A 23576-nucleotide genomic window follows, 5' to 3' on the forward strand; every position below is an offset into this window, starting at 1 on the left:
AGTCTAATTTGTCACGCCGTAGGCGTCTAAAACATCGTTTTTCGCTTGTTCGTATTGCGCATCACTCATGGGCAAATAATGCCACTCCATGCGATTTTCCATGTAGGATACTCCTTTTCCTTTGACTGTGTGCGCAATGATAACCTTAGGCAAACCATTGGAACGCTTTTTTACAGTCTCAATCACTTCAATCAATTCAGCAGGGTTATGCCCGTCGGCCTCAAAAACGTCAAAACCGATGGCTCGCCACTTGGCGGTATCTGCGGAATCACCAAAAACATCGGCGGTGTTTCCAAAGCCCTGCAAACCGTTTTTATCAATGAGAACAATCAAATTATCCAACTGATTCTGAATAGCATAATGTGAAGCTTCCCAGGTAGTTCCTTCGTTTGTTTCGCCGTCAGACATGAGCACGTAGGAAAATGACTTTTCGCCTGAAAGTTTGTTGGCGTGGGCAATACCGGTGGCAATGGGCAAACCATGACCCAGAGAACCCGTAGCAAAAGGGATACCTGCGTGTTGATTGGGAGCGGGGTGGGCGGGTAAACTGGTACCATCCAGATAAAATGTTTCCAGTACCTCGTCCGAAATTTCACCTAAATGGTTGAGGGCTACGTACAAAGCCGCCGCTGCGTGTCCTTTGGAAAGCAGAAAGGAGTCTTGAGCACGTTTTTGGTTAATTAAAGCGGCAATCAATAAATCAATGCAACTCAATGAGCAACCAATATGGCCCGCATTGGCTTTTTTATACAAACCTAAGACTTTGAGACGAAGCTCGCCACTGAGTCTTAAATAGTCTGTTGCGATGGCGTGTGTTTCGACCATTAGTATCTTTTTCCTTTCAAATCTGTGAGTTCAATTACCGTACCGTCTGCTTTTTTCAAACGTATCTTATCTACATTGACGGTGTCTAACTTTTGCACAAAGATACCGTCTTTTGGCAAATACAGGTTAAAATATTGCGCATCTACCACCGAATAAGGCAGATAAGTCCTGTCCATGGGATTGTCAAACTTTGCCAACGGAGCTGGTAATAAGAGCGTATCCCCCTTTTGATAGAGCTTTTGAGCTTTTTGAGCCGCGGCGTAATGAGGGTTGGGTTGCCGAGGTTCGGTACGGTAGTTGTACTTGGGCGAACGGTCGGCGTAAATGATTTGTAGGGTTTGGATTACAAAAAACAGTTGAATTCCGAGCAGTATCATAATGCCCAACTTTAAGCTGTTTTTTGCCTCCCGTAATCGCCCTAAAGCAATGCTTGCCAAAATGATTACGTAAGGAAACGAAAATCCAGAGTAACGTTGAGTTAGGCCATACGTATGTCCACTTCTTACCGCGTTAAAGATAAGAAATGCCGTTGGAACAATCCCGATAATGAGTAAGAACCAAAGGTGTTTTTTGGAGTAAACAGCACTTTTGCCAACCAAGATTTCCGTTGTCAAATAAGTTATGAAAACACCCGATGATAACACCCAAAAGCCAAGCGTTTTGTCTTTAAACAGGAATGAACTTAGCCCTAAGCTAATGACCGATGCAATAATGAACCAATTGGATTTAGGATGTTTTCGTTGCGAAAAGCGGTACGACAGAATGAAGAGCAAACCAATGATGAATGCCAAAACTATATTTTTTTTTCCTTCTAATTTATCAACCAACCCATTGGTAAATATCCACATATCACTAAAAATGGGCAGACTTTTTTGAAACACATTGCCAAACGTGGCGGGCAGAATTATTCCATACGGATTATTATACGGTCGATTTAGCGCACATTCAAGGTAGACTTTGGATTGGTGATTGAGGCTGAAAAGCGTGTATTGTCCGCCACCGTAGATAAGCCACCACGCGAGCCCTGAAACTGCAAAAATTCCCGCGACTCCAAAGGCAACCCAACTTTTGAATTTGCGAACGAAGAAGAGAACATAAACTCCGTGCGCCAATAAAACAGAAGCGACTAAAAAGTGTGAATAAAGTCCTAAAAGTGCCGAAATACCGTACCAAATGTACCATTTTAAAGCAGATTCTTTCTTCTCATCGGCTTCCAAAGCACGAAGGAGACAGTAAGAAGCAAACAATGTCAAAAAGAAGGTCAGTGAGTAATTGCGAGCCTGTTGGCTATAAGCAATAAAAAAAGGTTCAATAGCCGCTAATGTTGCAGCCGTCAAAGCTAATCCGTTGGATTTGAAGAAATGTTTGGTAAAAATAAAAAGTAAAAAGACCGTCAGAACACTAAAGAGAACGGATAAAAGCCGGGCTGAAAAGTCAGAAATACCGACAATGTTGAGCCAGGGATGTAACAATAGATAGTAAAAGGAGCTATTGCCAATGTCACTGCGGGTCATAGCTTCGTAGTAATCAGGCAATTTTTTCTCGTGCCAAAATTCTTGGTTTGTATAGACTAATTTTCCTTTGCCAAATACCTCTTTTTGGTTGCCTCCATCCAAAACAATGCCCTGGCTGACCACCATGGTGGACTTTTCGTCAAACCAAATACCGTGAGCGTCCAAATGATAAAGACGAAGGCCCAAAGCCAGTGCTAAGATAGCTATGAGGCAATAAGAAGTGTACTTGTCGAAGAAAGAAGCTGTTTGCTGTAATGCCATAATCAGACGTTATAGCCGCAAATTTATTGAAAAAAGCTTGGGAAGTTACGATGTTTAATGAGTCACTTTCTAATAAAAAATACTCTTATTATACAAAGCAAATGAAAATAAGCCAAGTTTGCGCTCTTGATTTTAGTAAATAATCCGACTGGAAAACAAAAGAATAGCGCTTTGAATTTGTGTGAAAAGAAGTACTCAAAAAAACATTAAAACAGTTTGTAGTACTGTTGGTTTAATATACAGTATTTGTGGTACGTCAATTGCTTTATACTACTTAAAGAAAAATTTTAAAAACCATTTCGTTTCTACTTGTATGAGTTTTCAAATCAAAGAACAACCCATTGTTTATGATGTTTGCATTGTAGGTTCGGGGGCAGGTGGTGGCATGGCAGCCAAAGTGCTGGCAGAAGGAGGTGCTAAAGTAGCGCTGATTGAAGCAGGACCTTGGTATGACCCCGCTGACCCAAAATACATCACTCAACTTAAAAATCCCTGGGAATCGCCTCGGCGTGGGGCGGGCAATCATCGTCCTTTTGGCGATTTTGATGCGGCTTGGGGTGGTTGGGAAATAGATGGCGAACCCTATACGCGCAAAAAAGGTACTGAGTTTGACTGGTTTCGGTCGCGCATGATTGGCGGTCGCACCAACCATTGGGGGCGTATTTCGCTTCGTTTCGGACCACTGGACTTTAAACGAAAAGATGTAGATGGTTTGGGCGATAACTGGCCAATCGGTTACGAGGATGTAAAGCCTTATTATGACAAAGTAGATAGGCTGGTAGGTGTATTTGGTAGCGTTGAAAATATACCCAACGAACCCGACGGAATCTTCTTGCCTCCTCCTAAGCCGCGTTTGCACGAATTAATGATAAAGAAAGCAGGGAAGAAATTGAATATCCCCGTGATTCCATCGCGACTTTCAATTTTGACCAAGCCTATCAATAATGAGCGCGGCTCCTGCTTTTATTGTTCTCAGTGTAGTCGCGGTTGCCAGGCGTATGCCGATTTTTCATCGTCTTCAGTATTGGTAAAACCTGCGATTAAAACAGGAAACGTAAAAGTATTTACCAACGCGATGGCTCGCGAGGTACTTACCGACAAAGAAGGCATTGCAACAGGAGTATCTTACGTAAATAAAGACAATGGACAGGAATATACAGTACGCGCCAATGTCATTGTATTGGCAGCCAGTGCCTGCGAGACAGCACGGTTGCTGTTGAACTCAAAATCATCACGTCATACCAAAGGGCTCGGAAATTCCAGTGGGGTATTGGGTAAATACCTACATGATTCGACAGGAGCAAGTCGCAGTGCATTTATGCCGCATTTGGTAGATCGTCAACGTTACAACGAAGATGGAGTAGGGGGAGCCCACATCTATTCTCCTTGGTGGCTCAACGACAAAAAGTTAGACTTTCCACGAGGTTACCACATTGAATATGGCGGTGGTATGGGAATGCCCGGCTATGGTTTTGGGTTTGGAATGGAAAACACCAATGGCAAGTATGCGGGCAAAGATGGTAAAATCAAACCAGCAGGAGGCTATGGTCTTGGATTGAAAGAAGATTATCGTCATTTCTTTGGCGCAAATGTCGGAATGTCAGGTCGTGGTGAGGCGATAGCTCGCGAAGATAATTTCTGTGAAATTGACCCCAACGTAGTGGATAAATACGGGATACCGGTATTGCGTTTTCAGTACAAATGGTCGGATTACGAAATCAAGCAAGCCAAACACATGCAGGATACTTTTGAAGAGTTATTGTTGGAAATGGGCGGGATTTTGAATGGTACAAAGCCCGGACCGGAATCCAACTACGGCTTGGCTGCTCCCGGGCGTATTATTCACGAAGTAGGAACTACGCGGATGGGCGATGATCCGTCAAAATCAGTGACGAACCGTTACAGCCAATTGCACGATTCGCGCAATGTGTTTGTCGTAGACGCAGGTACATTTGTGTCGCAGGCTGACAAAAATCCTACTTGGACGATTTTGGCGATGTCTATGCGTGCCTCAGAATATATCATTGACCAACGTAAAAAAGCAAACCTATGAAACGCAGAGATACGCTGAAAGCCTTGTCCCTGAGCGCAATCACGGCGACAATCGCAGGTACGGAAGCTCACGCAGATGTACCTAAAAAGCCCGTTGCACCCCCTTCATTATCTGATTTTAAAAACGGTAAAAGTGCTGCCGAATTGGCTCGTGATGCCAAAATTGCTGCCGAGCCCTTTTTTAGTGTCCACGAAATGCAAACCATACGCTTACTGGCTGATTTTATCATTCCTGCCGATGGACAATTTGGGGGAGCTACCGAAGCAAAAGTGGGTGATTTTATTGGGTTCATTGTAAAAGACATGCCGCAACACCAAACGCCTATGCGAGGCGGATTGGTATGGTTGGATACGCAATGTGCAAAACAATTCGGAAAGAAATTTGTAGCTTGTACAAAAGACCAACAAATTAAAATGTTGGATCAAATTGCTTATCCTGAGCAGGCCAAACCGGAAATGAGTCAGGGAGTTGCCTTTTTTAATTTGATGCGAAATCTGACCGCTACGGGATATTTTACTACAGAAGTAGGTTTTAAATACTTGGGCTACGTAGGCAATCGCCCCAACGCTTGGGATGGTGTGCCCGCAGAAGTTTTAAAGAAGTATAAATTGAGTTACGATTCTTAGATAATTTCAATAAATTGTTGGATTTTTTAATAGCGGATACAATTTTTGTTCCGCTATTTTGTTATTTTACGGAAATACCTCAAAAAAATGCAATTTTGGGAAAAATCGTACTCTGGTTCAGTTTCTCTTTTTCAACCGCTATTGCTTCTGAAAAAAGCAAAGCGGTCATCTCTTTTTTGTTTTTTTTTAGGAAGTACTGCTTTAGCATCGGCCCAACAAATTGCTGATAATCAATGTGATAATCAACCTGGAGTTGGAAGTGGCGGGATGCGTATTACGGATCCCGTTGGTTGTATTCCGCAAACAGTCAAAGTAGCTAATAATCAAATCGGATCTACGAAAAGCCGATATATCTACGATTATAAAGGAGGAAATCCAAACAATTCACAAGTATATAAAACTGATACTGTTACGAGCTTTACATATACAAAGCCTGGGCTTTATATCATCATGCAACTGTCGGAAAGTGCTTTTGGTCAACCCCTTCGAAGTTGTCAGCGAGTTACTATCCAAGACCCGATTCCCCCTACGTTTAGAGTTTTACCTTGTGAAAATGGGAAAGTTACCCTTACTATTTCCAATCATGACCTTACCCAATACGAAGAGTATGTGATTGAATGGGGAGATGGAAATGTGGCGATTATTAATCGGCTGAATTTATCGGCTCAGTACCAGTACAAAGACCTTTCTCCGAAGCAAATCAGTGTACAGGGACGCCACAGCGTTAGCAAATGCGGCGGCAAAAGTGCCCGGACGGTATCGCTTGAAATCGGTACTCAATCTGCTGTTTTGTCAAAATTAGAAGTCCTTGATGCAAATACGGCCGAATTAACAATCTCCAATCCTAATCTTTTTGATTTGGAATTGTATCGTCAGGATGGGGCAGGTCAATTTCAAACCACAGGGAAAGTTCTTAAAAATGCGGATGAAAAAACAAAAGTTGCCATTGATACAACTAAACTCTTTTGTTATAAACTCAAGCCCCGCGACAGTTGCATCGCTTCTTTGGAATCCAATGTTTTGTGCGTGAGCTACCTTATAGCTACTCCTGATATTTCTCATAATACCATTGCTGTGGAGCCCTACCGTTATCCTTCGGAAATTACGAAAATGAGAGTGTTTCGTAACAATTCTCCATGGTGGACCCCTAATTTTACTGACTTATTTCGGGAGGATAATCAAGCTGAATGCGGAAAAAAAACCTGTTACCGCCTGCAATTGGAAACGCGCAACGGTACTGTTTTGTCAAATACGGTCTGTATCGACCCTCCGCCGGCATTGTGTGTTACCTTGACCAATGTCTATGTACCCGATGCTTTTACACCCAATGGTGACGGAGTCAATGACTTTTTTGAAGTAAAAGGAGAGGCAACAAGCGAAATCCAAGTTCTGATTTATGACCGTTGGGGAACACCTGTTTTTCAAAACAGCATTAATGTTCGACATTGGAATGGGACTGTCAATGGACATCCTGCCCCATCAGGAGCATATTTTTATCGTATCAGTGTGACCGATAAAATAGGTCGTAATTTTGTCAAACGAGGATCCTTTGCTTTACTTCGGTGAGGATAAAGTTATCGAAGTCGTTTGTATCGAATTTTACCTGAACGGGCCAATAATAAAATTGAGGTTTCATGAATGACAATTTTACCAAAATCGGCTTGATTTTCACCCAATCTTTTTCGGTGGTAAGAATCGGATTGTCTTCAGAAATCTTAGCCCATTTACGTACTTCTTCTTCTGTAAAAGCGTGGTGGTCACCCATTGCTGAATGTCCTTTTAACGTAAAAAAATCGGATGCAGCCTGCTCAAAAGTGCGGGGCTGAGCTATGCCGGATACCAGCCAGCAGGTTGAATTATACTCTAAATGGGGGTTGGAATCAAAGTAAGGGATAGGTAAAGCATAGTCAAAGGTCGAGAAGAAAATAGGAGTGTTAGGTTGAGTATAACGGTGTATCTCTTTTATTATCTGTGATTTATCTTCTTTAGTAAGCTCAGGACATTTGGTGACAATGACTGCATTCGCACGTTTTGCTCCCTGTTTGGATTCTCTCAAAAGCCCCATTGGAAGTATATGGTCATTGTAAAATAAACGCCCGTAATCAGTTAACAACAAATTAAGATTGGGAAGTATAGCACGGTGCTGAAAGGCATCATCCAATAAAATAATTTGGGTATCAGGTGTTCTAAGTTCAATTTCCTGTAAACCCTGAGCACGCTTTTCGCATACATATACGGGAACTTTGTCCCCAAACTTTCCATAAAGTTGAAGAGGCTCATCACCTATCTCATTGGCGGTAGAGCTGTTGCTGGCCTGACCAAACCCTTTGGTCTTACGACCATAGCCACGACTTAAAATGGCTACTTGAAAGTGTGAATTCAGTAAACGAACTAAATACTCAATGTGTGGAGTTTTGCCCGTTCCGCCTACTGTTAAATTGCCAATATTGATGGTATAAATAGACGACCGGTATACTTTTTTTACGCCTTTGTCGTATGCATAATTACGGAGAGAAGTAATAAGACCATAAAGTAAACTGAAAGGCCAAAGTACCCACTTCATATCATTTGATAACTTTCTTAACATTTTCTTAAACTGACTTTGGCAAAGTAAGGTATTTTTCTCTAAATTGTGCGCTTGCTTACCCCAAACAGTTAATTGCCAATGCCCTTACAAATTCATTATCAGCCATATAAACTGAATTTTCGGTTTGAAGCGGGGACTTCGCGAGGCATTTTGACGGAAAAAATATCGTGGCTTATTAAAATTTATGACGATAGCCAACCAACACTGGTTGGAATGGGGGAATGTGGACCGTTAAGTGGGTTAAGTATTGATGATCGACCTGATTTTGAGGATAATTTACAGCAATTCTGCCAAAATTTTAATCGCCTTGACCTCGAAATTTACAGTTGGAATATTTCTATTATTCTTGACCAACTCATAGGTACTGCCTGGCCTTCCATACGATTTGGGTTTGAATCGGCCATGCTTGACTACCTGAATGGCTGTAAGAGAGTACTTTTTCCAAACGATTTTGTAAATAACGGACGTCTAATCCCCATCAATGGATTGGTATGGATGGGAAGTCAGGATTTTATGCTGCAACAGGTGGAGGAGAAAATTGTAACGGGATTCAATACCATCAAATTGAAAATAGGAGCTATTGATTTTGAACAGGAATGCAGCATTTTGGCACATATTCGGCGTCATTTTTCGGCTCAAGAAATTACGCTGAGAGTAGATGCCAATGGAGCTTTTAATGGGACAAATGTACATGAGCGACTCCAACGACTGGCCGAATTTGATATTCATTCCATTGAACAGCCCATTCAGCCAAAGCAACTGGAATTGATGACTGAGCTTTGTGAAACATCTCCCGTACCTGTGGCTCTTGACGAAGAATTGATTGGTAATTATGATTATGCTGCCAAACGCCGCTTGTTAAAAAACCTGAAACCACATTACGTTATCCTAAAGCCTACGCTTTTAGGCGGTTTTGAAGCCACACGCGAGTGGATTGAAACAGCTCAACGACTTGATATTGGCTGGTGGATTACTTCTGCGTTGGAGTCAAACATTGGATTGAATGCCATTTCACAGTTTACTGCAGAATTCGACAATCCGCTTCCCCAAGGTTTAGGTACAGGTCAGTTGTATAATAATAACATTCCCAGCCCTTTGTTGATCGAAAGAGGGTATCTTCGCTATGATTCTCAGCAATCATGGGACTTTAGTGTGCTGAATTCCAGTCGCATTTCTACTAATGCTTAGTGCTTCAGAATTTCAATTATTTTCAATGCCCATTTTCAACGAAGGGTGTTGAGTATTTGCTCAATGAAACTATTTTCTTTTCAGGTCGTTTTATAATTATAAGGTACTAATTTAAAAACACCATGGAAGAAAACAATAAACTCGACAGAATCATTGAAGCTCGAATGAAGCTGAAAGCTCGATTTGAGGACAAAATGCAGAATACGCCTTCAATGGCTGATGCCCGTCCGCAGGGACAAGGAGAACTTAATCGTCATGGGATGCCAAATACACCTGTGGGACAGACTTTGACAACCAAATGGCCTGTTTTGGATTTAGGCTACCAACCCAATGTAACTCTTGATCGTTGGCGACTTTACATAGATGGGGAAGTCGAAAATCCTATGATTTTGACTTGGGATGATTTTATGTCACTGCCTCAAACCGAAGATGTGTCTGATTTTCACTGTGTTACTACGTGGTCAAAATTGGATATGTCGTGGGTGGGAGTTCGTTTATTAGATTTGGCGGCTTTGGTACGGCCTAAAGAAACCGCAACACATTTAATGTGCTATGGCTACGATACATACACTACGAATGTATCGCTTGAGGAAGCTCTCAAACCTGATGTTCTTTTAGCGCATACCGTCTATGGAGAACCGCTTCCCAAAGAGCACGGTGGACCGGTGCGGATGATAACGCCGCAATTGTACGCTTGGAAAGGCTCAAAATGGATAAAAAGAATTGAATTTTTGTCTAAAAACAAACGTGGTTTTTGGGAAGAACGAGGTTACTCAAATACGGCTTACCCTTGGCGTAATGATAGATACAGCTAAGAGGAGTGTCGAATTAAGAATGTCGAAGTAGGAAATTTTTGCGTGTCTTACCTCTTAATTCTAATTTCCTTTCTCTTCAAGAAGTTAATAAAACAACGGAATTCCTAATTAGAATGATTTTAGAAGTAGTTTCTCAATTGACAGAAACGGCTCAAGCCGTTATATATCTTTTTCGCCAAGACGATACTCTGAAAGCACGTTTGGCCTCATTTTCAAACGCCGATTTGTTGACAGAGGATTTTAAAGCCGAAGCAAAACAGGTTCATGTTTTGTACGAGGGTTCTCGAAAAGTGTTTTTAATCGGTTTGGGTAAATCTCCTAAAGAGGCTGATTTTGTTAAAATTTTGCGGTCATTTTTTTACAAACAAAAGAAAACCCTGCCCGATACTATCGGTCTCAGTTTAATAAAAGGCGGCATTGAATTTCAATGGGTGGAAGCAATCGCGAATGGTTGTATAGTAGGTAGTTATGATTTGGGGTTATACAAAACAGATAAAAGTGCGGAGTTCAATTTCTTTGAACGTACTCCTAAAATTCAATTGGAAACAGCGGAATCAGGCATTGAATCCATCATAGAATCGGCACGAATCGGCGAGATGACCGCTTTGACACAAATTCGTGTCATGGATTTGATGAATGCACCTTCCAACAAAAAGAATCCGTTAGCATTGGCCGATTGGGCAGTGGAGTCGGGGCAAAAATACGGCTACTCAGTCGCTATTTTCGACGAAAAAAAGTGTGAAAAAATAGGATTAAAGGCACTTGTGGCAGTGAGTAAAGGAAGCAAAAATCCTCCCTGTTTTATAGTTATGGAATATACTCATCCACAGGCCACGCAAAAAATAGGCTTAGTTGGGAAAGGAGTAACTTTTGATACAGGAGGGATTTCGCTCAAACAATCCACCAACATGCACTACATGAAGTCCGACATGGGAGGAGCGGCAGCAGTGTTGGGAACCATTGAATTGGCAGCCAAACTTCAATTACCTGTTCATTTAATTGGAATAATTCCCACTACTGAAAATAGTATAGATGGCCTTTCCATCAAACCCGGCGATGTCATTGGAAGTTATTCGGGTAAAAGCATCGAAGTAATTGATACAGATGCCGAAGGGCGACTGATTTTGGCGGATGGACTGAGTTATGCGAGACAAAACTATGAATTGGATTGTATCGTAGATTTGGCTACGCTGACGGGGAGTTGTGTAGCTACTTTAGGGTATGCCGCCGCTGGGTTATTTACGAATAACGAATCACTTGCCCAAAGTCTTTACGAAAGTGGAGTACAAACGGGCGAAAAGCTATGGCGGCTTCCGCTGTGGGATGATTACAAAGACGAACTGAAATCGGACGTAGCAGATGTTAAGAACTTTCATGGAAAACCAATCGCCGGTGCCATTGTTGCGGCTAAATTTTTGGAAGTGTTTGTGGATGAACACGCTAACTGGGCGCATTTAGACATTGCGGGAACGGCTTTTGGTGATTCGGAATTTGGAACTATGAAGTCTGCAACGGCTTACGGAGTTCGTCTTCTGACTCATTGGTTACGACGTCAAGTTTGATAGTTAGTATTTGGTATTTCAGTAGCGTTCTGTTAGTTTTAGGCGTAAAATAGTTTGGTCTCAAAAGTGAGTCACTTTTCAATACGTCCAAATTCATAATTACAAATCTTTTAATTTGCAAAAACTACTATGAAGATACTATTACGCTGTGTTTGTGTCGTTTCGCTGCTATTTGGGTTTAATGCGGCCTATTCCCAGCAAGTGCATCAACGTTGGGAAGTTGGTGGCGGACTTGGTCTGTCGGGTTACTTAGGTGACCTCAACAAATCGGATTTCTTTTCCAAAGACCCCAAATTAAGCGGCGGTGTGTTTGGTCGTTATCATTTCAATAGAAGCTGGGCTTTGCGAGGTGCATTAACATTTGGTAAACTGTCGGGAAGTGATGCCAATTTTGATGACCGAAAAGTACGGGGATTTAAAACCAGCTCTCCTCTTACTGACTTATCGGCGATTGTTGAATACGATTTTTTGGGAAAGAACCGCTTTCGATACGATTCTACTTCTTTTCAAGTACGTTTTAAGCGTAAACTATCCCCTTATTTATTTACAGGTGCAGGTTTAGGTTTTACGAATCCTAAGCCTGATTTCACAGGTACAGCTTCTACTTCTGCTGCTTATAGACAAGGTGCAATTGCAGATCAGGCAGCGAGTTATTCTAAATCTAATTTCGTGATTCCATTTGGAGTAGGTGTACGCTATGACCTTGCTGAGCATTGGGTATTGGGAGTGGAAGCGGGTTTTCGATTGGCATTTTCTGATTATTTGGATGGTGTAAGCCAAGCTGCAAATCCGGGTCGTGAAGACCGCTATAAACTGTCTACACTTTCTATTGCGTATCGTTTTGATAAAAAAGATACGGATCGCGACGGTATTCCTGACGAAAAAGATGCCTGTCCTAAGGAGCCCGGTTCTGTAAAAATGAATGGTTGCCCCGACAAAGATAACGACGGCGTGGCTGACAAAGATGATGATTGTCCCGATACTTTTGGACTTGCTTCACTGAAAGGGTGCCCGGATGCTGACGGTGATGGTATTCGTGATAAAGATGATGCCTGTCCTGATGAAGCAGGACCTATTTCTTTGCAAGGCTGTCCTGACCGCGATAAAGATGGTATTGCCGACAAAGATGATGCCTGTCCTGATGTTGCCGGTTCAGCTTTATTAAAAGGCTGTCCTGATCGTGATAAAGACGGTATCGCTGACAAAGACGATGCCTGTCCGGATGTAGCCGGTCTTCCGCAATTTAGTGGTTGTCCTGATACTGACGGTGATGGTTTACCTGATAAAGATGATGAGTGCCCAACTATAGCGGGCAAAATTGAGCTGAAGGGTTGTCCCGACGGAGATAATGATGGCATTGCTGATAAAGACGATGCCTGTCCAACAGTGGCAGGGGTAGCCATGTTTGCAGGGTGTCCAGATACTGACTCAGACAGTGTGGAGGATGCCAAAGATCGTTGTCCTGATATAGCCGGTAAACCTGAATTTGAAGGTTGCCCTGATGCTAAAACATTGAAGGCAATCATTAAAGCGGCAGAGCAGAAAGCGCGCCTTGAAGCAATAGCCGCTAAAAAACAAGGGGTTAAAATTGACGAGTCGCAAAAAATAATGGATGTGCGTGTTGACCCTATTTTGTTTGAAACCAATAGCGCTGTTATTCAATCGGTCTATAAAGCTACGTTGGACAATATTGCAGATTTAATGGCTAAAAACCCCAGTTATAAAATTCGCATATCGGGTCATGCTGACAATGTAGGACCTGATGATTACAACCGTAAACTTTCAGAAAAGCGGTCGAAAGCTTGTTTTGATTACCTGCAATCCAAAGGAGTAAGTGCAACTCGAATGGCTTTGATAGGTCTTGGAGAAGGCGTTCCTGCTGCTGATAACCAAACCGAAGAAGGTCGTCAGCGTAACCGACGGGTGGAAGTGGAAGCGTTTCGTCAGTAAACTTGACTAATAAATCACATTACAAAAATCGGACCGCCGATGCGATCGAATGGAATATGTCCTGTTCGACCGCATCGGCGGTCTGATTTTTGCGTTACAGATTGGAAATCTCACTTCATTATGCGGCAATTTTTGAAGTATTTTCTTAGTCTGCTCTTGATGCCCCTTTTAGCCAAAGGACAGGACCGTTTGGAAGTCGGTAGTTTTTTGGGTGGAGCAGGCTATTTAGGTGACTTAAATAAGTCCGATTGGGCTTCAAAAGAACCCAAAGCAGCATTTGGATTTTTGGCTCGGTATAATCTTTCGGATTATATTGCCTTAAGAGCCTCGTTTTTGCATGGAAAATTGTCTGGACGTGACAGTCATTATCCTGACCGTGCTTTTCGAAATTTTTCCACTGTTTCACCCATAAATGAACTGACATTACAAACTGAATGGCATATATGGCCGTTGATACAACCTCGAACATCCCATTTTTTCAAGCCTTCCTTTTCACCTTTTTTATTTGCAGGAGTAGGAGTTGCTATTACTAATCCACAGCCTGATTTGAAAAATATGCTCGTTGAGAAACCTGAGTTTGTGAAAGGGGCAGAAATTGACCGAAATGCTAAGTTCAGTTCTGTGCATGGAACTATCCCTTTTGGGGCCGGTTTTAAGTATAGACCTCACTACCAATGGACGTTTACCGTAGAGGCAGGTTTTCGGTTGACATTCTCCGATTATTTGGACGGAATCAGCTTTGCAGCCAACCCTGAGAAATCTGACCGGTATCAATTTTGGGGCGTAACTGTAGCCTATCGTTTTCGCAGGCAACCGTTTGGGTTAAAAAAACGCAACCCAATGAAATGCGATATAATACAGGAATGAGTACTTTTAACTTTCTTATTCTCGACTTTTATGAAAAATATTCTTCTCCATCTTCGAATTCCTTTTTCTTTTTTTCTTCTACCAATTTATTTGTTTGCATTGAGTCAATCACCTGCTGTGGATGCTGCAAAAGCAGGGTGGGTATTTTTTATTTTGCACTTTATGCTTTTTCCTGCCAGCAATGCCTACAACAGTTACTATGACAAAGATGAAGGCAGCATTGGTTTGCTGGAAAACCCTCCTCCTGTGACAAAAGAACTGCTTTATACTGCTTGGGTTATTGATGTATTGGCACTGATTTTGGGTTGGATGTTTGTTGGTGAATTTTTTGTCATCTTCCTATTAGTATACGGTCTGATTTCCAAAGCATACAGTCACCCTGCGATACGGCTCAAAAAATACCCCGTAATAAGCTGGTTTGTCGTTACACTTTTCCAGGGAACGCTTACCTATTTAGCAGTTTATCAATCAATAACTGCTGATTTTCAAATGAGCCAATTAACTGATTTTGATATTCTTTTGCCGGCGTTCATCTGTACCTCAAATTTATTGGCGATTTATCCCCTAACACAAGTATATCAGCATGAAGAAGACGCTCGTCGCGGGGATATGACCATGAGTCGATTATTAGGAATTCGTGGTACCTTTCTCAATGCGGTTTTCTGGTTAGGACTCTCGGGAGTGGGTTTTTTAGTCTATTTTGGCTTTACTTTCGTGATAATTTTGCTGTCGCCTCTACTCGGCTTTTTTGGATGGTGGATGTTGCAAGTTTGGAAAGACGAATCCAAAGCAAACTTTAAAAATACGATGTGGCTAAACCTATTAGCTGGGGTTTGTTTAACTATTTTTTTTGGTGCATTATGTTTTTTGAAACATTGATTTTCAAATGGTTGGACTCTTTTGTTAAAAAAATATGAATTTTTTTCGGCCACATACTTGCGTCATATAGCTAAAGGGACTACTTTTGCACCACCAAATAACACTTGGTCAGCCCAAAAGTTAGGCATAGATACATAAATGCGAAAGTAGCTCAGCTGGTAGAGCGCGACCTTGCCAAGGTCGAGGTCGCGGGTTCGAACCCCGTCTTTCGCTCAAAGCACCGCCGAAAACGGTGCTTTTTTTGTCGAAAAGAATATACCACCCGCCGGGGTGGTGGAACTGGTAGACACGCAGGACTTAAAATCCTGTGAGCCGAAACGCTCGTACGGGTTCGATTCCCGTCCCCGGTACCTAAAGTACAAAAAAGAGAAGCCTAAAACGTTGTAAAAGAGCGATTTAGGCTTTTTTATTTGCCTTTGTTGGATCAAGACCAAAAGTTGTGGAGTGCGTTGGGTTTTTTTAGGTTTGTGCCTTTAATCAAATTCGGCTTATTTTGGAAAGTTACCTTGCTTTAGTAGATTATCTCGGATCAAAGCCAAAATTTGTGGAGGACGTTGGATTTTTTTAAGTTTGTGCATTTAATCAAATTCAGCTTTTTTTGGAACGTTACTTACCTATCGTACGTAAGAACTTCTGCCTTTTTTTGTTGTGTTTGGCAAGATTCATGCTTTCTTTTGCGTTGAGTAAGAATCAACCAAAGCATCCTCATGAAAAAAACAATACAACAACTCACCTTCTTTTTACCCTCTGTAAACTTCAAACTACAAATTTTAACATCAATATTGCTCACATTTTGCCTTCTTTCTGCTTCTTACAATCTTCAGGCACAACGCGAGGTTCAGTATTCGCAATATCTGGTTAATCCGTTATCTATCAATCCGGCGGTAACCGGTGTTCGTGAAAATTTTCATTTCAATGCGATACTTCGCCGTCAGGTGATTCCAGGCGTTCAAAGTTTGCCCATTACCCAATCGTTTGCCATGGACGGCAGCGTTGGAAATGGGAAAGTGGGTTTAGGACTACAGGGGTTGAATGATCGGGTTTCTTTCAATACCGCCGTTTTTGGAAGCATTAGCTATATTTTCAAAATTTCTGACTACCAAAAAATTTCGATAGGAGCGTTAGGGGGAATCAACGTTTTACCTTCCCGCAACATTATCAGTACGGGAGGAAGTATCAATAAAGCCCTTGCCAGCGCTGGAGTGGGAATTTATTACCAGGATGAGACGTTTTTTGGAGGGGTATCTATGCCGGAAGTACTTAAACAACAATACGAATACAATAACACCAGCGGTTTGCTCAACTACCAACGACCTATATTTGTGCAGATAGGTCTAAAAAAAGAGTTGACAGAAGATATCAAATTGACACCATCTATATTATTGACCAAACCCGAAAACAGTAAAATAAGGATGGATGTAAATGCTCTTCTTAATTATAAAACCCGTTTTATGGTGGGGGCATCAATTCGATTTGGTACAACTACGTACTGGCAAGGATTGCTTGCGTACGACTTTTCTAAGAACATTCGCATTGGATATACCTACAATTCGCGCCGAGTGGAAGATTTTAATGGACAGACATCTTCTATTTCCGGGGTAGGTAAAGGGATTCACGAAATTGTTTTTACACTTCAGCCCAATCCCCGTTCCGAGTAGATTTTTGCTAAAACTATACGATTTTTGCAACTTATTACAAATTCATAAGCTAACTTTGCCCGATTGAAACTAAGTGGTTTTTAAATGGAAAAATACTCATATATAGCGAATTCGGAAGCAGCGTACATAGAGGAGCTGTACCAAAAATTCCAACAACAACCTGACTCAGTGGACTTGAGTTGGCAACGATTTTTTGAAGGTTTTGAATTTTCAATTAAATACGGAGAGAATAAACCTAAAGTAAACGGAAATGGCTCTGCAACGGTAGAAAAGCCCGTTTCAGCCAACCATACTCGCAAAGAAATGGAGGTGGTGCACCTCATCAGAGGCTATCGCCAACGGGGGCATTTGGCCTCACAAACCAATCCGCTCGGGCCGCGTAAAAATCGGTACCCGGAGTTGGAATTGAAAGATTTTAACCTTTCAGATGCCGATTTAGATGCTGTATTTGAAGCGGGTATTGAGGTGTTTGGACGTGCCGCAACTTTGCGGGAAATTGTAAATGCGCTTCAAAAAGTCTATACAGGAAAGATTGGTTTTGAATACCAATACATCCGTGATCGTAAAGCAAAAAGCTGGCTTCGGAAGAAAATTGAAAATGAATATCTCAATTTCAACCCGACCATCGAGCAGAAAAAACGTATTCTCGAAAAATTGAATGAAGCGGTTACGTTCGAGAATTTTTTGCATACTAAGTTTTTAGGTAAAAAACGTTTCTCATTGGAAGGTGGAGAGGCTACAATTCCTGCATTGGATGTGGCCATCAATCTTGGTGCAGAACTGGGCGTGGAGGAAGTAGTCATAGGGATGGCCCATAGAGGTCGTCTCAGCGTACTAACTAACATTCTTCAGAAGCCGTATGAGCAGGTATTCAATGAATTTGAAGAAAACGTCGTTTTGGACGAATTCAGCGATGGCGATGTAAAATACCACATGGGGTACGAAAGTCAAATCGAAACTCCCACAGGAAAACGCGTGAGCCTCAAATTAATGGCCAACCCCTCTCATTTGGAGGCTGTCAATCCTGCAGTGGTAGGTTATGCCCGTGGCCGTGCCGATGAGCATTACAGTCACATTGCGGGCCAGGATAAATACGACCCCGTTCTGCCTATTTTGATTCACGGCGATGCGGCCGTAGCTGGGCAGGGTATTGTATATGAGGTGACGCAGATGTCAAACTTGCCTGCTTATTACACAGGAGGCACGCTTCATTTTGTCATTAATAATCAAATCGGGTTTACAACTGACCACGAAGACGACCGCTCTTCCATTTACTGCTCAGATATTGCCAAAATTGTAGACGCTCCCATTTTTCACGTCAACGGCAATGACCCGGAAGCGGTGGCTTTTGTGATGAAAGTCGCTATTGAGTTTCGTCAGGAATTCAACCGTGATGTGTTTGTGGATATGGTTTGCTATCGTAAATATGGCCATAACGAATCGGATGAGCCGCGTTTTACGCAGCCTACCATGTACACCAAAATTTCTCAGCAGCTTAACGGCCGGGATTTATATTTGAAAGTGTTGACCGAGCGCGGAGAATTGGATGCGCAAATTGCGGACCAAATGCGGGCTGAACTGGAAGGTGAATTGCAGGATTTATTACAGAAAGTAAAACAAAAGCAACTTCCTTACGAACGCCCTAAATTGGAACGCGATTGGGCGGAATTGCGTCGTTCGGTTCCCGAAGATTTTGAAGAATCTCCCGCAACAGGAATTTCGAAGGAAGTAATTGAAAAAATAGGAAATGCGCTTACTTCGTTGCCCGAAGGTTTCAAAGTATTGAAGCAAATCGAGAAAGTGATTGAAGAACGCAAGCAGATTTTTGCGGGCGAAAAGCCTTTCAACTGGTCGGCAGGTGAGCTTTTGGCGTATGGGTCTATTCTTACGGAAGGAAAAACCGTGCGGATGACCGGGCAGGATGTACAACGCGGTACTTTTTCGCACCGTCATGCCGTTTTGCACGATTCAGAAACCAACTCCAATCACAACAGTTTGTCTTATGTAGGTGAAAGGCAAGGCAAGTTTGAAATCTACAATTCGTTACTGTCGGAATACGGGGTAATGGGTTTTGAATACGGCTATGCCATGGCTAACCCTCATGCTTTGGTCATTTGGGAAGCTCAATTTGGAGACTTTGTCAACGGAGCTCAAATCATGGTGGACCAGTTTATCGCTGCTACTGAATCAAAATGGAATGCAATGAACGGCTTGGTAATGCTTTTGCCTCATGGGTACGAAGGACAGGGCCCTGAGCACTCAAGCGCCCGTCCGGAGCGCTTTCTGATGCTTTCGGCAGAGTACAATATGTACATTTGCAACATCACGACGCCGGCGAATTTATTTCACATGATGCGTCGGCAATTGGCATTGCCCTTCCGTAAGCCTTGTATTCTGATGTCGCCTAAATCGATGCTTCGCAGCCCAGTAGCGGTTTCTCCGATGAGCGATTTTGTTGAGGGGACTCGTTTTCAGGAAACCATCGGTGATACCTATGTTGAACCCAAAAAGGTAAAACGCGTGTTGTTGTGTACCGGTAAACTCTATTGGGATTTATTGGATAAACAACAAAAGGACAGTCGTAAGGACGTCGCCATCATTCGGGTAGAACAGTTGCATCCATTCCCCAAGAAACAAGTGGAGGCTTATTTGGCTCAATACAAAAAAGCCGAGGTACTATGGGTTCAGGAAGAACCGGAAAATATGGGATATTGGTCGTATATTTTGCGTGAGTTTCCCGAAATTGGTTTAGGAAAAGTAATTGCCCGCAAAGCCAGTGCTTCACCGGCTACGGGATATATGAAAGTTCACGCCAAAGAACAAACCGAACTCATTGAACAGGCTTTTCAGCTATAAAACTATATTTGATCACTCAAAATGTTATTTGTGAATATGATCTTTAACAATTAAACTTCAAATAACGATTAACAGATAACAATTAACGGGTAACAGAAAATGTCACAGATCGAAATAAAAGTACCTACCGTAGGAGAGTCCATCACAGAAGTGACGATTGGTTCTTGGGTAAAAAAAGACGGTGAGAACGTCAAACGCGACGAAGTAATATGCAGTTTGGATTCAGACAAAGCCTCTTTTGAAGTGGTTTCTGAAGCAGATGGTATGCTGCATATTAAAGCTCAGGAAGGAGATGTATTGCCCATTGGAGGATTGATTTGTACGGTTGAAACTTCTGCGAATGGTGTGGCTGCTCCTGCGGCAGCCGTCGCTGCACCCGCACCGGTTGCAGCTTCTGCGGCACCGTCTCCTGCTCCCGTACCTGCGTCTGCTCCGGCAGCCGCTGCGAAGGTTGTAGAAATGAAGGTGCCGACAGTGGGGGAATCTGTAACGGAAGTTACCATAGCCAATTGGAATAAAAAAGACGGAGATACCGTTCAATTAGACGAAGTTCTTTGCGAATTGGAATCTGATAAAGCTACCTTTGAACTTCCTGCTGAAGCTGCCGGAACCCTGCGAATTGTAGCCGAAACAGGCGCTACTTTACCTATCGGTGCCGTTATTTGCCGTATCGAAGTAGGTGGCGTTGTTGCTCAGCCAACGGCTGTGAATGGACCACAACCTCCCGCAGCAGAAACGGCAACTGTGCAGCAGGCAGCAAGTTCCGGAAACTATGCTACGGGACATCCTTCTCCTGCCGCCGCAAAAATTTTGGCAGAAAAAGGAATCGAAGCGGCCAATGTATCGGGTAGTGGAGTAGGTGGAAGAATAACAAAAGAAGATGCAGATAAAGCTTCGGCAAGCAGTGCGCAACCTACCGCACCGACTCCACCGCCAACGCCAATGCCTGTTACTCCTCCTGCTGCACCTGTCAGTCAGCCGGCGGCTACTGAAAAAGTGGGACAACGTAGGGTAAAAATGACTTCATTGCGTAAGACGATTGCCCGTCGTTTAGTGGCAGTGAAAAATGAGACGGCTATGCTTACTACCTTTAATGAGGTAGACATGAAGCCAATCATGGAGTTAAGAGCTAAATACAAAGACAAATTCAAAGAAAAGCATGGTGTAGGTTTGGGTTTTATGTCTTTCTTCACCAAGGCCTGTGCCGTGGCATTGAAAGACTTCCCGGTGGTAAATGCGTACATTGATGGAGATGAAATTGTTTATAATGACAGTGCTGACATTGCCATTGCAGTTTCAACGGAACGCGGCTTAGTGGTGCCGGTAGTGCGTCATACCGAGAAAATGACTTTCTCTGAAATCGAAAAAGAAATTATTCGTTTGGCAGGTTTGGCACGTGATAATAAGTTGACCATTGACCAAATGACGGGAGGAACCTTCACCATTACCAATGGCGGTATTTTTGGTTCGATGCTTTCTACTCCCATTATCAATGCGCCCCAATCGGCTATTCTTGGAATGCACAATATCGTTGAACGTGCCGTAGTGGTAAATGGTGAAATAGTGATTCGCCCCATTATGTACGTAGCTCTCAGTTACGACCACCGTATTATTGACGGCAAGGATTCGGTTAGCTTTTTGGTTCGTGTAAAACAAATTTTAGAAGACCCGACACGGTTGTTGTTAGAAGTTTAATAAAATCAATGCTAGTGCAAAGACGCTTGAAAAGGCGTCTTTGCTGTTTTTTGAAATAAGGAATGGGTAAATTTGAGAAATTGATTTTTAAACTTCTTTCGGGTACTTCGGACAAAAACTTTACTTTCGACGAACTTAGAAATGTATTATTACATTTGGATTTTGAAGAAAGAACCACTGCTGGGAGTCATCATATATTTAAGAAAAAAGGAATTGTAGGGATTATCAATTTGCAACGTGACAAGAATAACCAAGCAAAACCTTACCAAGTCAAACAAGTAAGAGATTTTATTGTCAGTAATAAAATAACGACTCAATAATGGCTTCAAAATACGAAATAATTATTTATTGGAGTCAGGAGGATGAGGCATTCTTAGCCGAAATTCCTGAATTAAAGGGGTGTATAGCTCATGGAACGAGCTATGAAGATGCGTTAAAAAATGTTAATCAGGTAGCTTCTGAATGGCTCAAAATCGCTCAGGAAGAAGGGTGGACTATTCCTGTGCCAAAAGGCAGGTTGATTTTTGCTTAAAACTTTTATCTATGCAATGGGAATATTTACAAGTGTACGTTAGTTTAGAGGAGTTAGAACAGTTTCAGGAAAAATTAGACGAATACGGAGAGAAGGGTTGGGAGTTAGTGTCTATGATTTCAATAGAAACCAAAGGTTGGTTAACAAGCCACTCTGAGACCTCAGGTCTATAGGCCGTTTTTAAGAGGCCCAAATCAAAATGATTAATAATATTCATATTCAATTTTATAGTTGAAATCTCTATTAAATTTATAACTCACCATGCAATACGACGTCATCGTAATCGGTTCAGGGCCTGGCGGCTACATTTGCGCTATTCGTTGTGCGCAATTGGGCTTGAAAACGGCTATTATCGAAAAATATAAAACCCTCGGAGGTACGTGTCTCAATGTAGGCTGTATTCCTTCCAAGGCATTGCTTGATTCTTCCGAGCATTATTACAACGCTTCTCACTCTTTTGCCGAACATGGCATCAAACTCGAAAATCTTCAGGTTGATTTTGCGCAGATGATAGCTCGTAAGGCTGAAGTTGTGAACCAAGTATGCAAAGGGGTTGAGTTCCTGATGAAGAAAAACAAGATTGATGTTTATCAAGGGATGGGCTCTTTTGTGGATAAAAATACTGTGAAAATCACAAAGGAAAGTGGAGATATTGAAATGATTGCGGGTAAGAACATTGTCATTGCCACCGGGTCTAAACCTTCATCGTTACCGGGGGTAGTCATTGATAAAAAACGCATTATCACTTCAACCGAAGCGTTGACTCTTCAGGAAATTCCGAAACATCTTATTGTAATCGGAGCGGGAGTGATTGGAGCCGAGTTGGGCTCAGTCTATGCCAGAATTGGTGCGAAAGTAACTTTTATTGAATACGCTCCTGCCATGATTCCAACCATGGACGCCACCATGGGTAAAGAACTGCTGCGTACTGTAAAGAAATTAGGTGCTGATTTCTATTTTAGTCACAAGGTAAAAACGGTTGAGAACACGGGCGATGAAGTAGTTATTACTGCTGAAAACCCAAAAGGTGAAATCGTAACTTTTACAGGTGATTATTGCCTTATGAGTGTTGGACGCCGCCCTTATACCGATGGACTAGCCCTTGAAAATGCAGGTTTAGCCGCTGATTCACGCGGTAAAATTGAAATAGATGAGCATACGCTGCAAACGAAGGTTCCTAACATCTACGCGATCGGTGACGTGATTCGGGGCGCTATGCTGGCTCATAAGGCGGAAGAAGAAGGTGTGTTTGTAGCGGAAACAATCGTTGGACAAAAACCGCATATTAATTATCTGTTGATTCCTAACGTGGTCTATACATGGCCGGAAGTAGCGGGAGTAGGTTATACCGAAGACGAGCTCAAAGCCAAAGGAATTGCTTATAAATCAGGCTCATTCCTTTTTAAAGCGCTTGGACGCGCCCGTGCCAGTATGGACATTGACGGTACCGTAAAAGTGTTGGCGGATAAAGAAACCGATGAGATTTTGGGAGCGCATATTATTGGCCCACGCGCTGCTGATATGATAGCAGAAGCTGTGGTAGCAATGGAATATCGTGCATCGGCAGAAGACGTGAGTCGTATGTCGCACGCGCATCCTACCTATACTGAAGCTTTCAAAGAAGCGTGTTTGGCTGCCACAGGCAACCGTGCTTTGAATGCATAAAGTAAAATTAGTAGCCTCGGTAAATGATATTTCAAATGTGTCA

The 23576-nt window shown here is 42.4% G+C and carries 18 protein-coding genes and 2 tRNA genes; 17 read left to right on the forward strand and 3 right to left on the reverse strand.

The features are described 5' to 3' along the window. Nucleotides 1-3 precede the first annotated feature (3 nt). Complete coding sequence (locus Q0081_RS11215) at nt 4-825, reverse strand: transketolase (RefSeq protein WP_298352882.1); 822 nt, start codon at nt 823-825, stop codon at nt 4-6. Beyond that, nucleotides 825-2600, reverse strand: coding sequence for a glycosyltransferase family 39 protein (locus Q0081_RS11220; RefSeq protein WP_298352885.1), 1776 nt, complete (start codon nt 2598-2600; stop codon nt 825-827). The genes Q0081_RS11215 and Q0081_RS11220 overlap by 1 nt, the downstream gene beginning before the upstream one ends. Nucleotides 2601-2913: 313 nt before the next feature. Between Q0081_RS11220 and Q0081_RS11225 the strand changes: the two genes are divergently transcribed. The 3 genes from Q0081_RS11225 (at nt 2914) to Q0081_RS11235 (ending at nt 6845) form a co-directional block, all read left to right on the forward strand. Continuing rightward, nucleotides 2914-4653, forward strand: a complete 1740-nt coding sequence (locus tag Q0081_RS11225) for a GMC oxidoreductase (protein WP_298352887.1) — start codon at nt 2914-2916, stop codon at nt 4651-4653. Then, a complete protein-coding gene (locus Q0081_RS11230) occupies nt 4650-5279 on the forward strand; it encodes a gluconate 2-dehydrogenase subunit 3 family protein (RefSeq protein WP_298352890.1) in 630 nt (209 codons plus the stop codon). Before Q0081_RS11225 ends, Q0081_RS11230 begins: the two co-directional genes overlap by 4 nt. A gap of 87 nt (nt 5280-5366) precedes the next feature. After that, nucleotides 5367-6845 (forward strand): gliding motility-associated C-terminal domain-containing protein, encoded by a 1479-nt coding sequence (locus tag Q0081_RS11235; RefSeq protein WP_298352893.1) that lies wholly within the window; start codon nt 5367-5369, stop codon nt 6843-6845. On the opposite strand, the gene lpxK is transcribed toward Q0081_RS11235, so the two are convergent. Then, nucleotides 6814-7842: a tetraacyldisaccharide 4'-kinase gene (lpxK, locus tag Q0081_RS11240; protein ID WP_298352896.1), complete on the reverse strand. Its 1029-nt coding sequence runs from the start codon at nt 7840-7842 to the stop codon at nt 6814-6816. The two genes, Q0081_RS11235 and lpxK, sit on opposite strands and share 32 nt — an antisense overlap. A 102-nt stretch (nt 7843-7944) precedes the next feature. On the opposite strand from lpxK, the gene Q0081_RS11245 reads away from it, so the two are divergent. From Q0081_RS11245 to lpdA, 14 genes are all read left to right on the forward strand, one after another. Next, nucleotides 7945-9054 carry an o-succinylbenzoate synthase gene (locus Q0081_RS11245; protein WP_298352898.1) on the forward strand — a complete coding sequence of 370 codons (1110 nt, stop codon included), beginning with the start codon at nt 7945-7947 and terminating at the stop codon, nt 9052-9054. Between the two features lie 122 nt (nt 9055-9176). Continuing rightward, nucleotides 9177-9869: a sulfite oxidase-like oxidoreductase gene (locus tag Q0081_RS11250; RefSeq protein WP_298352901.1), complete on the forward strand. Its 693-nt coding sequence runs from the start codon at nt 9177-9179 to the stop codon at nt 9867-9869. A gap of 113 nt (nt 9870-9982) precedes the next feature. Beyond that, on the forward strand, nt 9983-11431 hold the full coding sequence (locus Q0081_RS11255) for a M17 family metallopeptidase (protein ID WP_298352903.1): 1449 nt from the start codon (nt 9983-9985) through the stop codon (nt 11429-11431). Nucleotides 11432-11560: 129 nt separating this feature from the next. After that, on the forward strand, nt 11561-13381 hold the full coding sequence (locus Q0081_RS11260) for a DUF6089 family protein (RefSeq protein ID WP_298352905.1): 1821 nt from the start codon (nt 11561-11563) through the stop codon (nt 13379-13381). A gap of 159 nt (nt 13382-13540) precedes the next feature. Beyond that, nucleotides 13541-14248 carry a DUF6089 family protein gene (locus tag Q0081_RS11265; RefSeq protein WP_310586493.1) on the forward strand — a complete coding sequence of 236 codons (708 nt, stop codon included), beginning with the start codon at nt 13541-13543 and terminating at the stop codon, nt 14246-14248. A gap of 30 nt (nt 14249-14278) precedes the next feature. Next, a complete protein-coding gene (locus Q0081_RS11270; protein WP_298352910.1) occupies nt 14279-15127 on the forward strand; it encodes a UbiA family prenyltransferase in 849 nt (282 codons plus the stop codon). Nucleotides 15128-15267: 140 nt separating this feature from the next. Next, nucleotides 15268-15340, forward strand: a tRNA-Gly gene (locus Q0081_RS11275). Between the two features lie 51 nt (nt 15341-15391). Next, nucleotides 15392-15477, forward strand: a tRNA-Leu gene (locus Q0081_RS11280). Between the two features lie 357 nt (nt 15478-15834). After that, nucleotides 15835-16785 carry a PorP/SprF family type IX secretion system membrane protein gene (locus Q0081_RS11285; protein WP_298352913.1) on the forward strand — a complete coding sequence of 317 codons (951 nt, stop codon included), beginning with the start codon at nt 15835-15837 and terminating at the stop codon, nt 16783-16785. Between the two features lie 84 nt (nt 16786-16869). Beyond that, complete coding sequence (locus tag Q0081_RS11290; protein ID WP_298352915.1) at nt 16870-19641, forward strand: 2-oxoglutarate dehydrogenase E1 component; 2772 nt, start codon at nt 16870-16872, stop codon at nt 19639-19641. A 99-nt stretch (nt 19642-19740) separates the two neighbouring features. Continuing rightward, a complete protein-coding gene (gene odhB / locus Q0081_RS11295; RefSeq protein WP_298352918.1) occupies nt 19741-21336 on the forward strand; it encodes a 2-oxoglutarate dehydrogenase complex dihydrolipoyllysine-residue succinyltransferase in 1596 nt (531 codons plus the stop codon). 62 nt (nt 21337-21398) lie between these two features. Then, nucleotides 21399-21656: a type II toxin-antitoxin system HicA family toxin gene (locus Q0081_RS11300; RefSeq protein ID WP_298352921.1), complete on the forward strand. Its 258-nt coding sequence runs from the start codon at nt 21399-21401 to the stop codon at nt 21654-21656. Continuing rightward, nucleotides 21656-21868, forward strand: a complete 213-nt coding sequence (locus tag Q0081_RS11305; RefSeq protein ID WP_298352923.1) for a type II toxin-antitoxin system HicB family antitoxin — start codon at nt 21656-21658, stop codon at nt 21866-21868. The genes Q0081_RS11300 and Q0081_RS11305 overlap by 1 nt, the downstream gene beginning before the upstream one ends. A 261-nt stretch (nt 21869-22129) precedes the next feature. Beyond that, nucleotides 22130-23533 (forward strand): dihydrolipoyl dehydrogenase, encoded by a 1404-nt coding sequence (lpdA, locus tag Q0081_RS11310; RefSeq protein ID WP_298352925.1) that lies wholly within the window; start codon nt 22130-22132, stop codon nt 23531-23533. Nucleotides 23534-23576: the final 43 nt, after the last annotated feature.

The sequence above is a fragment of the Runella sp. genome (assembly GCF_027484545.1).
Classification (GTDB): Bacteria; Bacteroidota; Bacteroidia; order Cytophagales; family Spirosomataceae; genus Runella.